We start from the raw sequence: 15,783 nt of genomic DNA, 5'->3' as shown, positions 1-15,783 counted from the left end.
TCAGCCGGCGGCCGCGATGAGCTCGCGCGTGAAGGGGTGCGCGGGAGCCGCGTAGACCTCCTCCGTCGGGCCGGTCTCGACCACCCGCCCGCCCCGCATGACCGCCACGCGGTCGCTGACCATCCGGACGACCGCGAGGTCGTGGGAGATGAACACGACACCGAGCCCCTCCTCGCGCTGCAGCTCGGCGATCAGCCGCAGGATGCCGGCCTGCGTGGTGACGTCGAGCGCCGAGACCGGCTCGTCGCAGACGAGCACGTCGGGGCGGCCCGCGAGCGCCCTGGCGATCGCGACGCGCTGACGCTGCCCGCCGGAGAGCTGGGCGGGGCGCCGGCGCAGGATGGCCGTGTCGAGTCCCACGCGGGCGAGGAGCTCCGCGGATTCGGGCGCGCCCGGCCGGCGCGAGTGGCGCAGGATGCGCGCGACGTCGTGGCGCGGGTCGAAGGACGCCAGCGGGTCCTGGGGCACGAGGCGCACGCGCGGTGCGGGGTCGGCGAGCGCACGTGAACCGCCGTCGGGCGCCTCGGCGCCGATGAGAAGGCGCGCGAGCGTGGACTTCCCCGAGCCCGACTCTCCGACGACGCCGAGCGTCTCGCCCGCGCGGACGACGACATCGACGCCGTCGATCGCGGCGAGCGTGCCGCCGCCGGGGGACCGGTACCGCCGGACCAGTCCCGCGCCGCTGATGAGGTCGGCGCCCGGCACGACGGTCGGCCCGGGCTTGGCGCCGGAGGGCCGCGCCGCGAGCAGGGCGCGGGTGACGGGGTGCACGGGCGCGGCGAGGAGCGCGGCACGCGGGCCGGTCTCGACGACCTCGCCGGCGGAGAGCACGGCGATGCGGTCGGCGACGCGCGCGACCGCTCCCAGATCGTGGCTGATGAGCAGGAGCGCGGCGCCCTCGTCGCGCAGACGGCCGAGGAGCGCCAGCACCTGCACGGCCGTCGTCGCGTCGAGGGCGGTGGTGGGCTCGTCGGCGATGATGACCCGCGCACCGCCCACCACGGCCGACGCGATCAGCGCGCGCTGGCGCATCCCGCCGGACAGCTCGCCCGGGCGCTGGCCGAGACGGGACTCGGCGTCGGGGAGCCCCGCGCCCTGCAGCGCCTCGATCACCCGCGCGCGACGCCGAGGGCGGGGGACGCCGCGCACGGCGAGCGCCTCGCCCACCTCGGCCTCGAGCGTGCGGAGCGGGTCGAGCGACTGAAGCGCATCCTGCAGGACGAGCGAGATGTCCCGCCCGCGCAGGCGCCGCCATCCGCGCGGGCGCAGCCGGCCGACATCGCGGCCGTCGAAGGACAGGCGCTCGGCGGTCACCCGCGCGCCGGGGTCCTGCTGGGTGAGCCCGAGCAGGGTCCGCGCGAGCACGGACTTGCCCGCCCCGGACTCGCCCACCACGGCGAGGCATTCGCCGGGCGCGAGGGTCAGATCCACGCCGCGCAGCACCTCGCCCGCACCGGGCAGGGTCACGCGCAGTCCCGCGGCCTCCAGCAGCGTCATCGTGCGCCTCCCAGGCGTCGGCCGAGCACCGTGAGCACCGTCGCGGTGGCGACGATCGCGAGCCCCGGGAACAGCGTGAGCCACGGTGCGTACGAGATGTAGACCCGGCCCGCGTCGAGCATCGCTCCCCACTCCGGCGAGGGCGGCGGCGTGCCGAGTCCGAGGAAGCTCAACGCCGACACCCACACGATCGCCTGCCCGATGCCGAGGGTGGCCGTCGCGACGAGCGGCCAGAGCGTGTTCGGCACGATGTGCCGGACGAACACGGTCCCCGCGGGCGTCCCCTCCAGGCGCGCGTATCCGACGTAGTCGCTGCGGGCGACGCCCTGCACCCGCGACCGCAGCACGCGCGCGTAGCCGGGCGCCGTGGCGAGCCCGATCGCGAGCACCGAGCTCTGCGTGCCGGCGCCGAGCACCGCGACGAGCAGCAGCGCCATGACGAGGGTGGGCAGGGCGAAGAGCACCTCGACGATGCGGCCCAGCGCGGCCTCGAGCCATCGGGGCCCGAGCGCGGCGGCGAACCCGATGACGAGGCCGAGCCCGATGCCGAGCGCGGTCGCCCAGACGCCGATGCCCGCCGACGCGGCGGCCCCGTGCACGATGCGCACGAGCACGTCGCGCCCCGACTCGTCGGTGCCGAGCGGATGGCCGGCCGACGGCGGCAGGAACGCGGCGGCCGGGTCGATGGCGAGGGGATCCCGCGGGGCGAGCACGCCCGGCGCGATCACGGCGACGACGAGCACGCCGAGGAGGATGAGCGCGACGATCCCCGGCCATCCGAGCCGCGCCCTCACGAGCCGACCGCCACATCGGGCATGCGGAGCGCCGCGGGGCGCGGTCCGCGCAGCCGCGGGTCGACGACGAGCTCGGCGGCGTCGGCGACCACGATGACCGCCACGTACAGCACCGCGACGATCGACACCGCCCCGATGACGACCGGCACGTCGCGCGCGAGCGCCGCCTCCTGCAGCAGCCGCCCGAGCCCCGGGCGCGCGAACAGCACCTCGACGACGACCGCGCCGCTGAGGAGGTTGCCGAACGCCCATCCCGACAGCGCGAGGGCGGGCAGCGACGCATGACGGAGCGTATGCCGCAGCAGCAGCCGCGGCTCGCCGGCGCCGCGCGCGCGGGCGCTGGTGGCGAACGGCGCGCGATCGGCCTCGAGGAGCGCGTCGCGCGAGACCTGCGCGAGGAAACCGGCGATGGGGATGGCGAGGGTCACCACGGGCAGCACGAGCTCGGCCGGCGAACTGCCCGCGCTCGTGGCGGGCAGGAGGCCGAGCGTCGAGGCGAAGACGAGGATGAGCACCGCGCCGAGCCAGAACTGCGGCATCACGGTGGCGGCGATCTCGACCCCGCGGAGCAGGGCGTTCACCGCGCGGCCGATCCGTCCGCGCGCGGTCGTCGCGATGATCGCCCCGACCACGGCGAGCACCCACGCGAGCGCCAGCGCGAGCACGGCCAGCACGAGCGTCGAGGGCAGCTGCTGCCAGATGAGCTCCGCGACGCTCTGCCGCCGGGCGTAGGAGTCGCCCAGCTGCAGGGTCGCGATCCGGCCGAGCTGCACGGCGTACTGCACGACGAGCGGCCGGTCGAGCCCGTACTCTCGCTCCGCCGCCGCGACCGCCTCGGGGCCCGCCTGCGATCCGGGGCCGCCGAGGATCGCCTCGAGCGGGTCGCCCGACGCGCGCAGCGCGAAGAACACGACTGTCGCGACGATCCACACGACGAGCACCGCGCGCGCGAGACGCGCGGCGAGCCACCGCACCGCAGCCATCCGCCGCGTCAGTCGGTCAGCTGAGCGTTCACGAACGTCGGCGTCGCGACGGTCCCGAGGGTGGCGATGCCGGTCGCCCCCTTCACGAGGAAGTGGTTCTGCTGGTCGTAGAGCGGCAGCACGGCGTAGCTCTCCAGCACGATCCGCTGCGCCTCGGTGTAGCGCTCGGCGCGCTCGTCGGGGTCGAGGGCGGAAGCCGCCGCATCCAGCGCCTCGTCGAGTTCGGGCAGCTGCAGCATCGCGTGGTTGGCGAAGTAGCCGGATGGCGCGGGCACGGTTCCCGAGGAGTGGTAGAGGATGCGCAGGACGTCGGGGCCGACGGTCGTGTACGGCGCGCTCACCGCCTCGTACTCGTGGGCGCCGAGGGCGCCGTACCAGGTCGAGAGGTCGACGGGATCGAGCACGACGTCGAAGCCGACACTGGCGGCGTTCTCCTGGATCTGCTCGAACAGCGACTGCTCGGCCGCCGTGGACTGATCCGTCGACACGGGGAAGCGGACCGTGAGCCGCTCGCCGTCCTTCAGGCGGGTTCCGTCGTCGTCGCGCTCGGACCATCCGGCCTCGTCGAGGAGCGCGGCCGCCGCGTCGGCGTCGGTCTCGAACAGCGCCGGGTCGGCGTAGGCCAGCGGCTCCATGCTCGACAGCGGCGAGTACGAGCGCTCGGCGGTGCCGAGGAACAGCGACTCGATGCCCGGGTTCGGGTCGGCCGCGCGCACGAAGGCCTCGCGCACGCGGATGTCGTCGAACGGCGCCTGCGCGCTGTTGAGCTCGATGCGGTTGGACGACGCCGGACGCGGCGCGTCGATGTGCGTGATGCCCTGGCCCTCGGCGGAGACGATGTCGGAGGGAAGCGGGTTGTCGATGACGTCGACCTCGCCCGAGGCGAGCGCGGCCTGACGGGTCGCGGCGTCGGGGATGAAGCGCCACTCGATGCCGTCGAGGTGCGCCGCGCCGTCGTGATCGGCCTCCGGGTTCGTGGCGACGTAGTCGTCGTTGCGGGAGAGCTCCACGCGCTGCTGCGGCACCCACTCATCGACGACGAACGGGCCGGTGCCGATGGGGGCCTGGCAGTTCTCGTCCTGTCCGCGCTCGATGCCCGCGGGCGACTCCATCGCCGTCCACGGCTGACTGAGCGCCTCGAGGAGGGCGGACTTCGGCGTCGAGAGGTGCAGGCGCACGTGCGCAGGGTCGACGACCTCGATCTCGTCGATTTGCTCCACCGCGAGGTAGCCCGTCGACGAGGCCGTGTTCGGGTCCTGCAGATGCTCGATGTTCGCCTTGACGGCCTCGGCGTCGAACGGCGTGCCGTCGGTGAACGAGATGTCGTCGCGGAGGGTCAGGTCCCAGGTCAGCCCGTCCTCGGAGGTCTCCCAGTCGGTGGCGAGCCAGGGCCGGATCGTGCCCTCGGCGTCGCGGCCGAAGAGCGGCTCGAGGTACTGCGTACTGAGGAGCGCCTGCGGGTAGTTGCCGCCCACGTGCGGGTCGAGGCAGGTCGGCTCCGCGTCGCCGGTGGCGTAGACGAGCGTGCCGCCCGTCTCGGTGACGGCGTCCTCGCCGGCGTCGGGAGCGGCGCACGAGGCGAGGAGGACGAGCGGGGCCAGCAGAGCGGCGGCGGCGAGGGCGCGAGAGGGCATGACGGCTTTCGACGAGGAAAAGTGGACGGAGTCCAAGATACTCCCGTGCGCAGAGGTCGAGGGCGAGGTGGTCGTGGGGTGAGGGCTGAGCGGCGAGGAGCTCGCCGGGGCTGCCCCGCGTCGACGCTCCGAGACTGCGTGGCTCGCACGCGGTCCGCGAGCGAACGCGCTGTCTCGGAGCGCCAGCGCTCTCTCGGAGCCCCGTCCGCGAGCGAGCGGGCGGTTTCGGCGCACGAGCGCTGTTTCCGAGCGACGGCCGGTGAGCGCACGCGCTGTCTCGGAGCGCACACGCGGTCTCGGAGCGCACGCGGTCTCGGAGCGAGTGTGCGGTCGCGGCCCGCGCCATCCGGGCAGGACGCGCCTCGGGGCGCGCAATGGTCAGCGTGCCGTGCCTCGACGCTATTGTTGGACGCAATCCAAGAATGCGACGCAAGGGGGAGCAGGCGTGATCGATGTGCTGGTGGCGGGTCTCGGGCCCGATCGGGTGCCGTACCAGGAGGGCTGGGCGCTCCAGCGCCGGATCCACGCCGAGGTGGTCGCGGGGAATCGGCCCGACACCCTGATCCTCCTCGAGCACGACCCGGTCTACACGGCCGGTCGCCGCACCGAGCCCCACGAGCGCCCGCGCGACGGCACCCCCGTCATCGACGTCGATCGGGGCGGGAAGATCACGTGGCACGGCCCCGGTCAGCTCGTCGGCTATCCGATCCTGCGCCTGCCGCAGCCGCACGCCGTCGTCGATCACGTGCGCCGACTCGAGCGCCTCCTCATCAGGGCGATCGGCGAGCACGACGTCGCCGGCCGCCGCGTGCCCGGGCGCAGCGGCGTCTGGGTCGGGGACGGGCGCGAGGACAAGGTCGCCGCCATCGGCGTGCGCGTCACGGAGGGCGTCTCGCTGCACGGCTTCGCCCTCAACTGCGACAACGGGCTCGACGGCTTCTCGCAGATCGTCCCGTGCGGCATCGCCGACGCCGGCGTCACCACGATGAGCGCGGAGACCGGCCGCCGGGTGACGCCCCTCGACGTCGTGGACGCCGTGGTGGCGGCGTTCGCCGCCGAGGAAGCGACGGTCGCAGCATGAGCGCGGCACCGGATGGCCGACGGCTGCTGCGCCTGGAGGTGCGGAACGCGCAGACCCCGATCGAGCGGAAGCCGTCGTGGATCAAGACCACCGCCCGTCAGGGGCCGGAGTACCGCGAGCTGCACGCTCTCGTGAAGAGCGAGGAGCTCCACACCGTGTGCCAGGAGGCGGGCTGCCCCAACATCTTCGAGTGCTGGGAGGACCGCGAGGCGACGTTCCTCATCGGCGGAGCGCAGTGCACGCGCCGCTGCGACTTCTGCCAGATCGACACCGGGCGCCCGGCCGACTACGACACCGACGAGCCGCGGCGCGTGGCGGAGAGCGTGCAGCGGATGCGGCTGCGCTACGCGACCGTGACGGGCGTCGCCCGCGACGACCTCGACGATGAGGGCGCCTGGCTGCACGCGGAGACCGTGCGCCGCATCCACGAGCTGAACCCGGGCACCGGCGTCGAGCTGCTCGCGACGGACTTCTCGGGCGACCCGCGGCTGCTGCAGGTCGTCTTCGATGCGCGGCCCGAGGTGTTCGCCCACAACGTCGAGACCGTGCCGCGCATCTTCAAGCGCATCCGCCCGGCGTTCCGGTACGAGCGCTCGCTCGGCGTGCTCACCGCCGCGCGCGGCGCCGGCCTCATCACGAAGTCGAACCTCATCCTCGGGATGGGCGAGACGCCCGACGAGGTCGTCGACGCGCTGCGCGACCTGCACGATGCCGGCTGCGACATCATCACGATCACGCAGTACCTCCGGCCGTCGCCGCGGCACCTGCCGGTGCAGCGCTGGGTGAAGCCGGAGGAGTTCGTCGCGTTCAAGGAGGAGGCCGAGCGCATCGGCTTCCTCGGCGTCCTCGCCGGTCCGCTCGTGCGCTCGTCGTACCGGGCGGGGCGGCTGTGGGCGCAGTCGATGGTGTCGAAGGGGCGGGAGATCCCGCCGCACCTCGCGCACATCGCCGCCGGCGCCGAGCAGGGCTTCGCCCAGGCGGTCTGAGGCCCGCTAGCCTGGGCCGGATGGCCACTTCCAGAGCCGGGCGCCCCCGGGCCTCCTCGCGCGAGACGCTCGCCGAGGCGGCCTGCGAGCTGTTCCTCGAGCAGGGGTTCGACGCCACGTCCATCGCGGACATCGCGACCCGCGCGGGCGTCAGCCGGTCCAGCTTCTTCAACTACGCCAGCTCCAAGTCGGGGCTCCTGTGGGCGGGACTCGACGAGCGCCTCGACGGACTGGCCGACGACCTCCAGGCGCCTCGCGCGCCGCTCGACACCGCCGACCTGCACCGCGCCATCCTCGCCTTCGCCGACGACCTGCGCCCCGACCCGCTCGCCCTGGCCTTCACGCACGCCGACGCGATGGGGATCGCCGCCGACCTCGAGCGCGAGGCGGCGGTGCGGATGGCCAGGGTGGCGGCACTGCTGTCGGCCGCGCTCCGCCGAGGTGGGCAGGATCCGCTCGCCGCCGACGTCATCGGCGCCGCCTATGCCGGCGCGGTGGTGAGCGCTCTGCGGCACTGGGCGCACGCCGGTCCGGGCGTCAGCTCGCTGCGCGACGTGGTCGCGGCGGCGCTGGCGGTGGCGCCCGCGGTCCCGCGGCGCGCGGACCCGCCCGCCGCCGGGTAAAATCGACTCATCATGGCTACTTTCGGCACGCTCTCCGACCGCCTCACCGAGACCTTCCGCAATCTCCGCACGAAGGGGAAGCTCTCGGCGGCGGATGTCGACGGCACCGTCCGCGAGATCCGTCGCGCCCTGCTCGACGCCGACGTCGCGCTGCAGGTCGTGAAGGAGTTCTCCGCCCGCGTGCGCGAGCGCGCCCTGAGCGACGACGTCAACAAGGCGCTGAACCCCGCGCAGCAGGTCGTGCAGATCGTCAACGAGGAGCTCGTCGGCATCCTCGGCGGCGAGCAGCGTCGTCTCGCCTTCGCGAAGACCCCGCCCACGGTCATCATGCTCGCCGGCCTCCAGGGCTCCGGCAAGACGACGTTCGCCGGCAAGCTCGCGCGACGGCTCGAGAAGGAGGGCCACACGCCCATCCTCGTCGCGGCCGACCTCCAGCGCCCGAACGCGGTGAACCAGCTCCAGGTCGTGGCCGAGCGCGCCGGTGCGGCGATCTACGCGCCCGAGCCTGGCAACGGTGTCGGCGACCCGGTGCGCGTGGCGCGCGACGGCGTCGAGCACGCCCGCCGCCAGCAGCACGACGTCGTCATCATCGACACGGCCGGCCGCCTCGGCGTCGACGCCGAGCTCATGAAGCAGGCGTCGGACATCCGCCGGGTGACGCAGCCCGACGAGGTGCTCTTCGTCATCGACGCCATGATCGGCCAGGACGCCGTCAACACGGCGAAGGCCTTCCAGGACGGCGTCGACTTCACGGGCGTCGTGCTGTCGAAGCTCGACGGCGACGCGCGCGGCGGCGCCGCGCTCTCGGTCGCATCGGTCACCGGCCGTCCGATCATCTTCGCGTCGACGGGCGAGGGGCTCGAGGACCTCGAGGAGTTCCACCCCGACCGCATGGCCAGCCGCATCCTCGACCTGGGTGACATCCTCACCCTCATCGAGCAGGCTCAGCAGGCCTTCGACGAGGAGGAGGCCCGCAAGGTCGCGGAGAAGTTCGCGACCGATCAGTTCACGCTCGACGACTTCCTGCAGCAGATGCAGCAGCTGAAGAAGATGGGCTCGATGAAGAAGATGCTCGGGATGCTCCCGGGCATGGGCCAGATGAAGCAGCAGCTCGACGACTTCGACGAGCGAGAGATCGACCGCACCGAGGCGATCATCCGCTCGATGACGCCCGCCGAGCGCACGAACACGAAGATCCTCAACGGCTCGCGCCGCCTCCGCATCGCCCGCGGCTCGGGCATGACCGTCACCGACGTCAATCAGCTCGTGACGCGCTTCGAGCAGGCGGCGAAGATGATGAAGACGGTTGCGCGCGGCGGCACGCCCAACATCCCCGGCATGGGCGCGATGCCCGGCATGGGCAAGCCGGGCGCCTCCGCGAAGCGCGGCGGCAAGAAGGGCAAGAAGAGCCAGGGCTCGCGCTCGGGGAACCCGGCCAAGCGCGCCGCAGAGAACTCCGCCCTGCCCGAGGCTCCGACGGCGCCGGCCGGCTCGGGCTTCGGCCTGGGCTCCGGCGGCGCGCCTCAGCCCACCGAGGCCGACCTCGCCGAGCTGCAGAAGCTGTTCGGCAAGGGCTGAGCCCGTCGCGCGCGGGTGGCGGCGTCGTGGTGACGGTGCCACACTGGCGCCGTGGAACAGCGCGTCAGCCTCATCACCCTGGTCGTCGACGACCTCGCGGCGTCGCGGCGCTTCTACGCGGATGGCCTGGGCTGGGTGCCCGAGGTGGACGTCGCGGGCGAGGTGCTGATGATCCGCCTGGGGGAGCGGCTGCTGCTGTCGCTCTGGGATCGCGCGCATGCCGAGGCGGAGATCGGCCCCGTCACGGGAGGCGGCACGCCGCCCGTGACGCTCGCGCACAACGTGCGGGAGCCCGCCGAGGTCGATGCCGTGCTGACCCTCGCGCGAGCCGCCGGCGCGCGAGCCGAGGCGGCGTCGTGGCGCGAATGGGGCGGCTACTCGGGCTACTTCGCCGACCCCGACGGGTTCCGGTGGGAGGTCGCGGTGAACCCCTCGCCGCTCGGCGAGAGCCTGCTGCCCTGACGACGACGGAGCGGGCCCCGGAACCCCGGGACCCGCTCCGCATCGGCGCTCGTCAGCGCATCAGCTCACGTCGTCGTCGACCCAGTCCATCGACTTGGTGACGGCCTTCCGCCACTGGCGCAGCAGGCGGTCGCGCTCCGCCTCGTCCATCGAGGGCTCCCAGCGGCGGTCCTCCTGCCAGTTCGCGGTGAGGTCGTCGAGACCCGACCAGAACCCGACGGCGAGCCCGGCCGCGTAGGCGGCACCCAGCGCGGTGGTCTCGGCGACGACCGGTCGCACCACCGGCACGCCGAGCACGTCGGCCTGGAACTGCATCAGGGTGTCGTTCGCCACCATGCCGCCGTCGACCTTCAGCTCGGTGAGGTCCACGCCCGCGTCCGCGTTCACCGCGTCGAGCACGTCGCGGGTCTGGTAGGCGACGGCCTCGAGCGCGGCACGGGCGATGTGCCCCTTCGTCACGTACCGGGTCATGCCCACGATCGCGCCACGGGCATCCGGGCGCCAGTAGGGGGCGAACAGGCCGGAGAACGCGGGCACGAAGTAGACGCCGCCGTTGTCGTCGACCTGCGCGGCGAGCTTCTCCACCTCGGGTGCGGAGGAGATGATGCCGAGCTGGTCGCGCAGCCACTGGATGAGGGAGCCGGTGACGGCGATCGAGCCCTCGAGGGCGTAGTGCGTCGGGCCGTCGCCGAGCTTGTAGCCGATCGTGGTGAGCAGCCCGTTCTTCGACCGGATGATCTCCTCCCCGGTCTGGAAGATGAGGAAGTTGCCCGTTCCGTAGGTGTTCTTGCTCTCGCCCGCCTGGAACGCGACCTGCCCGAACGTGGCGGCCTGCTGGTCGCCCAGGATGCCCGCGATGGGCGTCTCGCGCAGCAGCGACGAGCTCTCCGCGGTGCCGTACACCTCGGAGGAGGAGCGGATCTCCGGCATCATCGAGCGCGGCACCCCGAACTCGGCGAGGATGTCGTCACGCCACTCGAGCGTCTCGAGGTCCATAAAGAGGGTGCGCGAGGCGTTGGTCACGTCGGTGACGTGCACACCGCCGTCCGTTCCGCCGGTGAGGTTCCAGAGGACCCAGGAGTCGGTGGTGCCGAAGGCGAGGTCGCCCGCCTCGGCCTTCTCCTTGGCGCCGTCGACGTTCTCGAGGATCCAGGCGATCTTCGTGCCCGAGAAGTACGTCGCCAGCGGCAGCCCGACGATGTCCTTGAAGCGGTCGACGCCGTGATCCCCGGCGAGTCGGTCGACGATCGGCTGCGTGCGGGTGTCCTGCCACACGATCGCGTTGTAGACGGGGCGACCCGTCTTGCGGTCCCACACCACGGCGGTCTCGCGCTGGTTGGTGATGCCCACCGCGGCGATGTCATGCCGAGTGAGGTCGCCGCGGCTCAGGGCGAGGCCGATGACCTCCTGGACGTTGCGCCAGATCTCCATCGGGTCGTGCTCGACCCACCCCGGCTTGGGGAAGATCTGCTCGTGCTCCTTCTGACCGGTGGAGATGATGGTCCCCTTCCGATCGAAGACGATCGCACGGCTGGACGTCGTGCCCTGATCGATCGCGATGATGTATTCGGCCATGGTGGTGTTTCTCCTTTGAACGCGTTACGGGGGTCAGGCGGCGAGGCTGAGGAGGGCGGGGGCGAGGAGCGCGGCGAGGGCGCCGCCGATGAGCGGCCCGACGACCGGCACCCACGAGTAGGCCCAGTCGCTGGAGCCCTTGCCCTTGATGGGGAGGAGGGCGTGCGCGATGCGCGGGCCGAGGTCGCGAGCCGGGTTGATCGCATAGCCCGTCGGGCCACCGAGCGATGCGCCGATGCCGACGACGAGGAGCGCGACGGGCAGCGCGGCCAGCGGGCCGAGGCCACCGGGCACGCCGACCTCGATGTCGCCGTAGTCGGCGAAGGCGAAGATGACGAACACGAGCACGAACGTGCCGATGATCTCGGTGATGAGGTTGTGCCCGTACGAGCGGATGGCGGGGCCGGTCGAGAAGACGCCGAGCTTGTTCGCCGGGTCCTCCTCCTCGTCGAAGTGCTGACGGTACGCCGCCCAGCAGAGCACGGCGCCGATGATCGCGCCGATGAGCTCCGCCGCGAGGGCGACGAGGAACATGACGAACGAGATCTTGCCCGCGATCAGGAGGCCGATGCCCACGGCGGGGTTGATGATGGCGCCGGAGTAGGCGGAGACCAGCACACCCGCGAAGACGGCGAGCCCCCATCCCCAGTTCACCATCAGCGTGCCGCCCGCGAAGCCCTTCGTCTTCGCGAGCACCACGTTGGCCACCACACCGCATCCGAGCAGGATCAGCATCGCGGTGCCGACCAGCTCGGACACGAAGTAGAGTCCGAGATTCACATCTTCCATGTCTTCATCGACCTTTCTCAGGGGCGCCGCGGCCCCTCTGCCGCGGCGATGCGGGGGATCGGAGGTGACTCCGGTGAGGCCTCGAGGGAGGAGGCCCCGGTCAGTGACGCGTGCGGTCGGGGATGGCCAGACCGTGCAGGTCGTTCAGCAGCGTGCGCGCCTGCTCGATCTCCGACTCGCGCCGGTCCTCGTCCCAGCCGAGCAGGGGCGCCAGGGCGCGCGCCAGCTCGTCGAGGACATCGGCGTCGGCGGCGCCGGTGAACGCGATGCTCGTGCGGCGCAGCACGACGTCGGCGAGATGCACGACATGCTCCTCGCGCACCATCCACGCCAGCTCGCGCGTGGAGACGTCACCGCCCACCAGGGGAGCGTCGTCGCCGTCGCCGATGAACGCCCACACGTCGGCGGCGCGGGTGCCGTAGCGGATGAGGAGCTGCTCGGCGCGGTCGCCCGCGCCGGCCAGGTGCGCGGCGATCCAGGCGCGCCGGTCGGCGTCGCCGCGCGGGAAGTCGCGCCCGCCGCCGATCGGCCGTCCGGCCGTGGACACCGTGCGGGTGCGCCCGAGGAGGTCGAGCACGGCGTTGGAGAGCGACTCGCCCAGGGCGCGGAAGGTGGTCCACTTGCCGCCGACGAGGCTCACGAGGGGGACGGCGCCCGAGCGATCCGTCTCCACGCGGTAGTCGCGCGAGACGAAGCCGGGCGCAGTGTCCTCGTGGCGCGGCAGCGGCCGGATGCCCGCGAACCGGTAGACGATCTGGCTGCGGTCGACCGCGATGCGCGGGAACACGTGGTGGATGAGGTCGAAGAAGTAGTTGACCTCCTCCTCGGTGCACACCGCGGGCTCGCTCGGGTCGGCGTCGATGTCGGTGGTGCCGACGAGGACGCGCCCCTTGAGGGGGTAGATGAGCACGATGCGGCCATCCGAGTGCTCGAAGAAGATCTCGCGCCCCTTCGTGGCGGCGAGCAGCTCCGGATGGTCGAGGACGATGTGCGAGCCCTTCGTGCCGCCCATGAAGCGGGTCGACGTGCCGAGGGCCGAGTTCGTGTGGTCGGTCCAGGGCCCCGAGGCGTTCACCACGACGTCGGCGGCGATCGCGAACTCCGCTCCGGTCTCCCGGTCGCGCAGGAGCACGCCCTCGTCGGTCCGGCCGACGGCCTCGACGTAGTTCAGCGCGCGGGCGCCGACGTGCGCGGCGGCGCCGTCGAGGAGAACGTCGAGCGCGAGTCGCTCGGGGTCGTGCATGGAGGCGTCGTAGTACGTCGCGGTGTACTTGATGTCGGGGTCGAGCGCAGGGAGCTCGCGCAGCGAGCGGCGGCGCCCGAGGAAGCGGTGCCGGGGAACGGTGCCGCCGTCGCGCGAGAAGGTGTCGTAGAGCGTGAGGCCGATCTTGATGAGGGCGGCGCCGCGCTCCTGCGGCTTGCCGGAGCGGTGCGTGAGGAACCGCAGCGGCGCGGAGAGGATGCCCGAGAACGTGGAGTAGATCGGGATGGTCGTCTCGAGCGGCTTGACGTAGTGGGGAGCGATGCGCAGGAGGCCGTTGCGCTCCTGCACCGACTCGCGCACGAGTCGGAACTCGCCGTTCTCGAGGTAGCGGATGCCGCCGTGGATCATGTGGCTGGACGCCGAGGAGGCGCCCGAGGCGAAGTCGCCGCGCTCGACGAGGACGACGTCGACGCCCTGCAGGGCGAGGTCGCGGAACGTCGAGATGCCGTTGATGCCGCCCCCGATGATGAGGACGCTGGTGCGCCCGCTCTCGCGGATCTCGCGCACGGCTGCGCGCTCGGCTGAGGACTGGTTCTCGGTCATGTCCTGCCTCCCTCTCGTGGCGATTCGGGTCTAGCCTGGAACGAACCGAACATGCGCGCAAGGCTCCTGCACATATGTGCAGGGATGTACGAGAAGGGCGACAGCATGGACGCGGAGGCACCGCGCGACGGCAAGCTCGAGCAGGCGCTCAAGGCCGCCCAGCTCTACTACATGCAGGACCGCACCATGGAGGCGATCGCCCGAGAGCTCGGCACGTCGCGGTCGTCGGTGTCCCGGCTGCTGAGCCACGCGCGGGAGACGGGCCTCGTCGACATCCGGATCACGTCTCCGCTCGAGCGCGGCGGGTTCCTCGAGCAGCGGGTGCGCGAGCGCTTCCACGTGGCCGCGCACGTGGTGCCCGTGCCGTCGAGCGTGAGCGAGGTCGATCGGCTCGAGCGGGTGGCGATGACAGCCGCCCGGCTGTTCGCGCAGTTCGTCGACTCCAACATGGTCGTGGGCGTGGCCTGGGGCTCGACGCTGACGGCCGTGAGCCGGTACCTGCCGCAGAAGGAGACGCACGGCACGACGGTCGTGCAGCTGAACGGCGCCGGGAACACGCAGACGACCGGCGTGGACTACTCCAGCGAGGTGCTGCAGCGCTTCGGCGACGCCTTCGGGGCGAAGCTGCAGCAGTTCCCGGTGCCGGCGTTCTTCGACGATCCCGCCACGCGCGAGGCGATGTGGCGCGAGCGCAGCACGCGGCGCGTTCTCGACGTGCAGGGGCGGATGGATCTGGCGCTGTTCAGCCTCGGCTCGCCCTCCGCGGAGGTGCCGAGCCGGGTGTATGTGGGCGGCTACCTCGATCGGGACGACTACCGCAGCCTCACGGAGGACCGCGTGATCGGCGACGTCGCCACGGTGTTCTTCCGAGCCGACGGGACGTGGCGCGACGTGCGATTGAACGCGCGCGCGACGGGGCCCGACCTCGACCGGCTGCGGCGGGTGCCGCGCCGCGTGTGCGTGGTCGCCGGCGCGCACAAGCTCGCCAGCCTGCGCGCGGCGCTCGCGGCCGGCCTCGTCACCGACGTCGTCCTCGACGAGACGCTCGCCGAGCGCCTCGTCGAGACGCTCTGAGGTCAGGTCTCGGCGCGACCGAGCCGCCAGTAGCCCATGAACGCGACCGCCCTGCGGTCGACGCCGTGCTCGCTGACGAGGTGGCGGCGCAGGCTCTTGATCCCGGCGCTCTCGCCGGCGAGCCACGCGTAGAGCGGCGCGCTCCGAAGCGCGGCGCCGCCCTTCCCGGTGCGGGGGACCTCCCACAGGATGTCGGCGTCGATGTCGATCTCCTCCACCTCGGAGCCGCGCCCCGGCGCGCACAGCACGGGCGCGACATCCTTCACCGTCTGCACGAGGTGCTCGTGCCGCTCCCGCGACCCGCGCCCGGCGACGTGGACTCGGAAGCCCGGGTGCTCCGGGAGGTAGGCGGCGTCCCGCTCGTCGGGCACCTCGAGCACGACGACGCCCTGCGCGGTGGCCGGCAGCTGCTCGAGGATCACGGCGATGGCGGGGGCGGCGGTCTCGTCCCCGGCGAGGAGCACCTGCTCCACCTGGGCGGGCGGCACGAAGTCCACGCCGTAGCTCACGCCCGTGCAGTCCACCGTGGGCGCGAAGACGAGCAGCTCGTCGCCCACCTGCGCGGTCTGGATCCAGGCCGACGCCGGGCCCGAGACCTCGTGCGCGACCATGTCGACGTCGATCTCGCGCGCGTCGCGGCGCACCGCGCGGGTGGTGTACGTGCGGAAGGGCGGTCGGCCGTCTTCCGGCAGCTCGCGCCAGCGCGCATACCAGTCGTCGCCGGTGGGCATGGCCTCGAGGCCGGCCGTCGGCGCGGGGAAGACGACCTTGATGCGCTGATCGAAGCCCGGGTCGCCGTAGCGGTGCAGCTGCTCGCCGGTGAACGTGAAGCGGCGGAAGCTGGGGGTGAGGTCGACGATGCGCGTCACGGCGACGCGGAAGAACTCCATCTCGGGCATC

General features: G+C 72.6%; 14 protein-coding genes. 6 read left to right on the top strand and 8 right to left on the bottom strand.

The window, feature by feature from the left end; all coding sequences use genetic code 11:
- From D7D94_RS04335 to D7D94_RS04320, 4 genes are read right to left on the bottom strand one after another with little or no spacing between them, the layout of a single operon-like run.
- Positions 1 to 1,497 carry an ATP-binding cassette domain-containing protein gene (locus tag D7D94_RS04335; RefSeq protein ID WP_156241470.1) on the bottom strand — a complete coding sequence of 499 codons (1,497 nt, stop codon included), beginning with the start codon at positions 1,495 to 1,497 and terminating at the stop codon, positions 1 to 3.
- On the bottom strand, positions 1,494 to 2,291 hold the full coding sequence (locus D7D94_RS04330) for an ABC transporter permease (RefSeq protein WP_156241469.1): 798 nt from the start codon (positions 2,289 to 2,291) through the stop codon (positions 1,494 to 1,496). Before D7D94_RS04330 ends, D7D94_RS04335 begins: the two co-directional genes overlap by 4 nt.
- Complete coding sequence (locus D7D94_RS04325; RefSeq protein WP_156241468.1) at positions 2,288 to 3,274, bottom strand: ABC transporter permease; 987 nt, start codon at positions 3,272 to 3,274, stop codon at positions 2,288 to 2,290. The genes D7D94_RS04330 and D7D94_RS04325 overlap by 4 nt, the downstream gene beginning before the upstream one ends.
- Positions 3,275 to 3,282: 8 nt before the next feature.
- Positions 3,283 to 4,908 carry an ABC transporter substrate-binding protein gene (locus D7D94_RS04320; RefSeq protein WP_156241467.1) on the bottom strand — a complete coding sequence of 542 codons (1,626 nt, stop codon included), beginning with the start codon at positions 4,906 to 4,908 and terminating at the stop codon, positions 3,283 to 3,285.
- A 445-nt stretch (positions 4,909 to 5,353) separates the two neighbouring features.
- On the opposite strand from D7D94_RS04320, the gene lipB reads away from it, so the two are divergent.
- The 5 genes from lipB to D7D94_RS04295 are packed head-to-tail and all read left to right on the top strand — an operon-like array spanning position 5,354 to position 9,638.
- Entirely contained in the window at positions 5,354 to 5,989 is a 636-nt protein-coding gene (gene lipB / locus D7D94_RS04315; protein WP_156241466.1) for a lipoyl(octanoyl) transferase LipB, read from the top strand.
- Entirely contained in the window at positions 5,986 to 6,975 is a 990-nt protein-coding gene (gene lipA / locus D7D94_RS04310; protein WP_156241465.1) for a lipoyl synthase, read from the top strand. Before lipB ends, lipA begins: the two co-directional genes overlap by 4 nt.
- A gap of 20 nt (positions 6,976 to 6,995) precedes the next feature.
- Entirely contained in the window at positions 6,996 to 7,598 is a 603-nt protein-coding gene (locus D7D94_RS04305) for a TetR/AcrR family transcriptional regulator (protein ID WP_156241464.1), read from the top strand.
- Positions 7,599 to 7,610: 12 nt separating this feature from the next.
- Positions 7,611 to 9,176 carry a signal recognition particle protein gene (ffh, locus tag D7D94_RS04300; RefSeq protein WP_156241463.1) on the top strand — a complete coding sequence of 522 codons (1,566 nt, stop codon included), beginning with the start codon at positions 7,611 to 7,613 and terminating at the stop codon, positions 9,174 to 9,176.
- A gap of 51 nt (positions 9,177 to 9,227) precedes the next feature.
- On the top strand, positions 9,228 to 9,638 hold the full coding sequence (locus D7D94_RS04295) for a VOC family protein (RefSeq protein ID WP_156241462.1): 411 nt from the start codon (positions 9,228 to 9,230) through the stop codon (positions 9,636 to 9,638).
- A gap of 60 nt (positions 9,639 to 9,698) precedes the next feature.
- Here the strand turns inward: D7D94_RS04295 and glpK are convergent, their stop codons facing one another.
- The 3 genes from glpK to D7D94_RS04280 all read right to left on the bottom strand — a co-directional run bounded on the left by glpK (position 9,699) and on the right by D7D94_RS04280 (position 13,809).
- On the bottom strand, positions 9,699 to 11,213 hold the full coding sequence (gene glpK / locus D7D94_RS04290; RefSeq protein ID WP_156241461.1) for a glycerol kinase GlpK: 1,515 nt from the start codon (positions 11,211 to 11,213) through the stop codon (positions 9,699 to 9,701).
- Positions 11,214 to 11,246: 33 nt separating this feature from the next.
- Entirely contained in the window at positions 11,247 to 12,002 is a 756-nt protein-coding gene (locus D7D94_RS04285; RefSeq protein WP_156241460.1) for an MIP/aquaporin family protein, read from the bottom strand.
- A gap of 100 nt (positions 12,003 to 12,102) precedes the next feature.
- Complete coding sequence (locus D7D94_RS04280) at positions 12,103 to 13,809, bottom strand: glycerol-3-phosphate dehydrogenase/oxidase (protein WP_156241459.1); 1,707 nt, start codon at positions 13,807 to 13,809, stop codon at positions 12,103 to 12,105.
- A gap of 105 nt (positions 13,810 to 13,914) precedes the next feature.
- Here D7D94_RS04280 and D7D94_RS04275 point away from each other — a divergent pair, with 105 nt between their 5' ends.
- Entirely contained in the window at positions 13,915 to 14,883 is a 969-nt protein-coding gene (locus tag D7D94_RS04275) for a sugar-binding transcriptional regulator (protein WP_156243311.1), read from the top strand.
- A 2-nt stretch (positions 14,884 to 14,885) separates the two neighbouring features.
- Here D7D94_RS04275 and D7D94_RS04270 read toward each other — a convergent pair whose 3' ends face one another.
- Complete coding sequence (locus D7D94_RS04270; protein WP_156241458.1) at positions 14,886 to 15,782, bottom strand: siderophore-interacting protein; 897 nt, start codon at positions 15,780 to 15,782, stop codon at positions 14,886 to 14,888.
- Position 15,783 lies beyond the last annotated feature (1 nt).

This window comes from Microbacterium oryzae, from assembly GCF_009735645.1.
Classification (GTDB): domain Bacteria; phylum Actinomycetota; class Actinomycetes; order Actinomycetales; family Microbacteriaceae; genus Microbacterium; species Microbacterium oryzae.
Note: the sequence above shows the minus strand (reverse complement) of the source record. Positions and strands in the feature narration are given on the sequence as shown.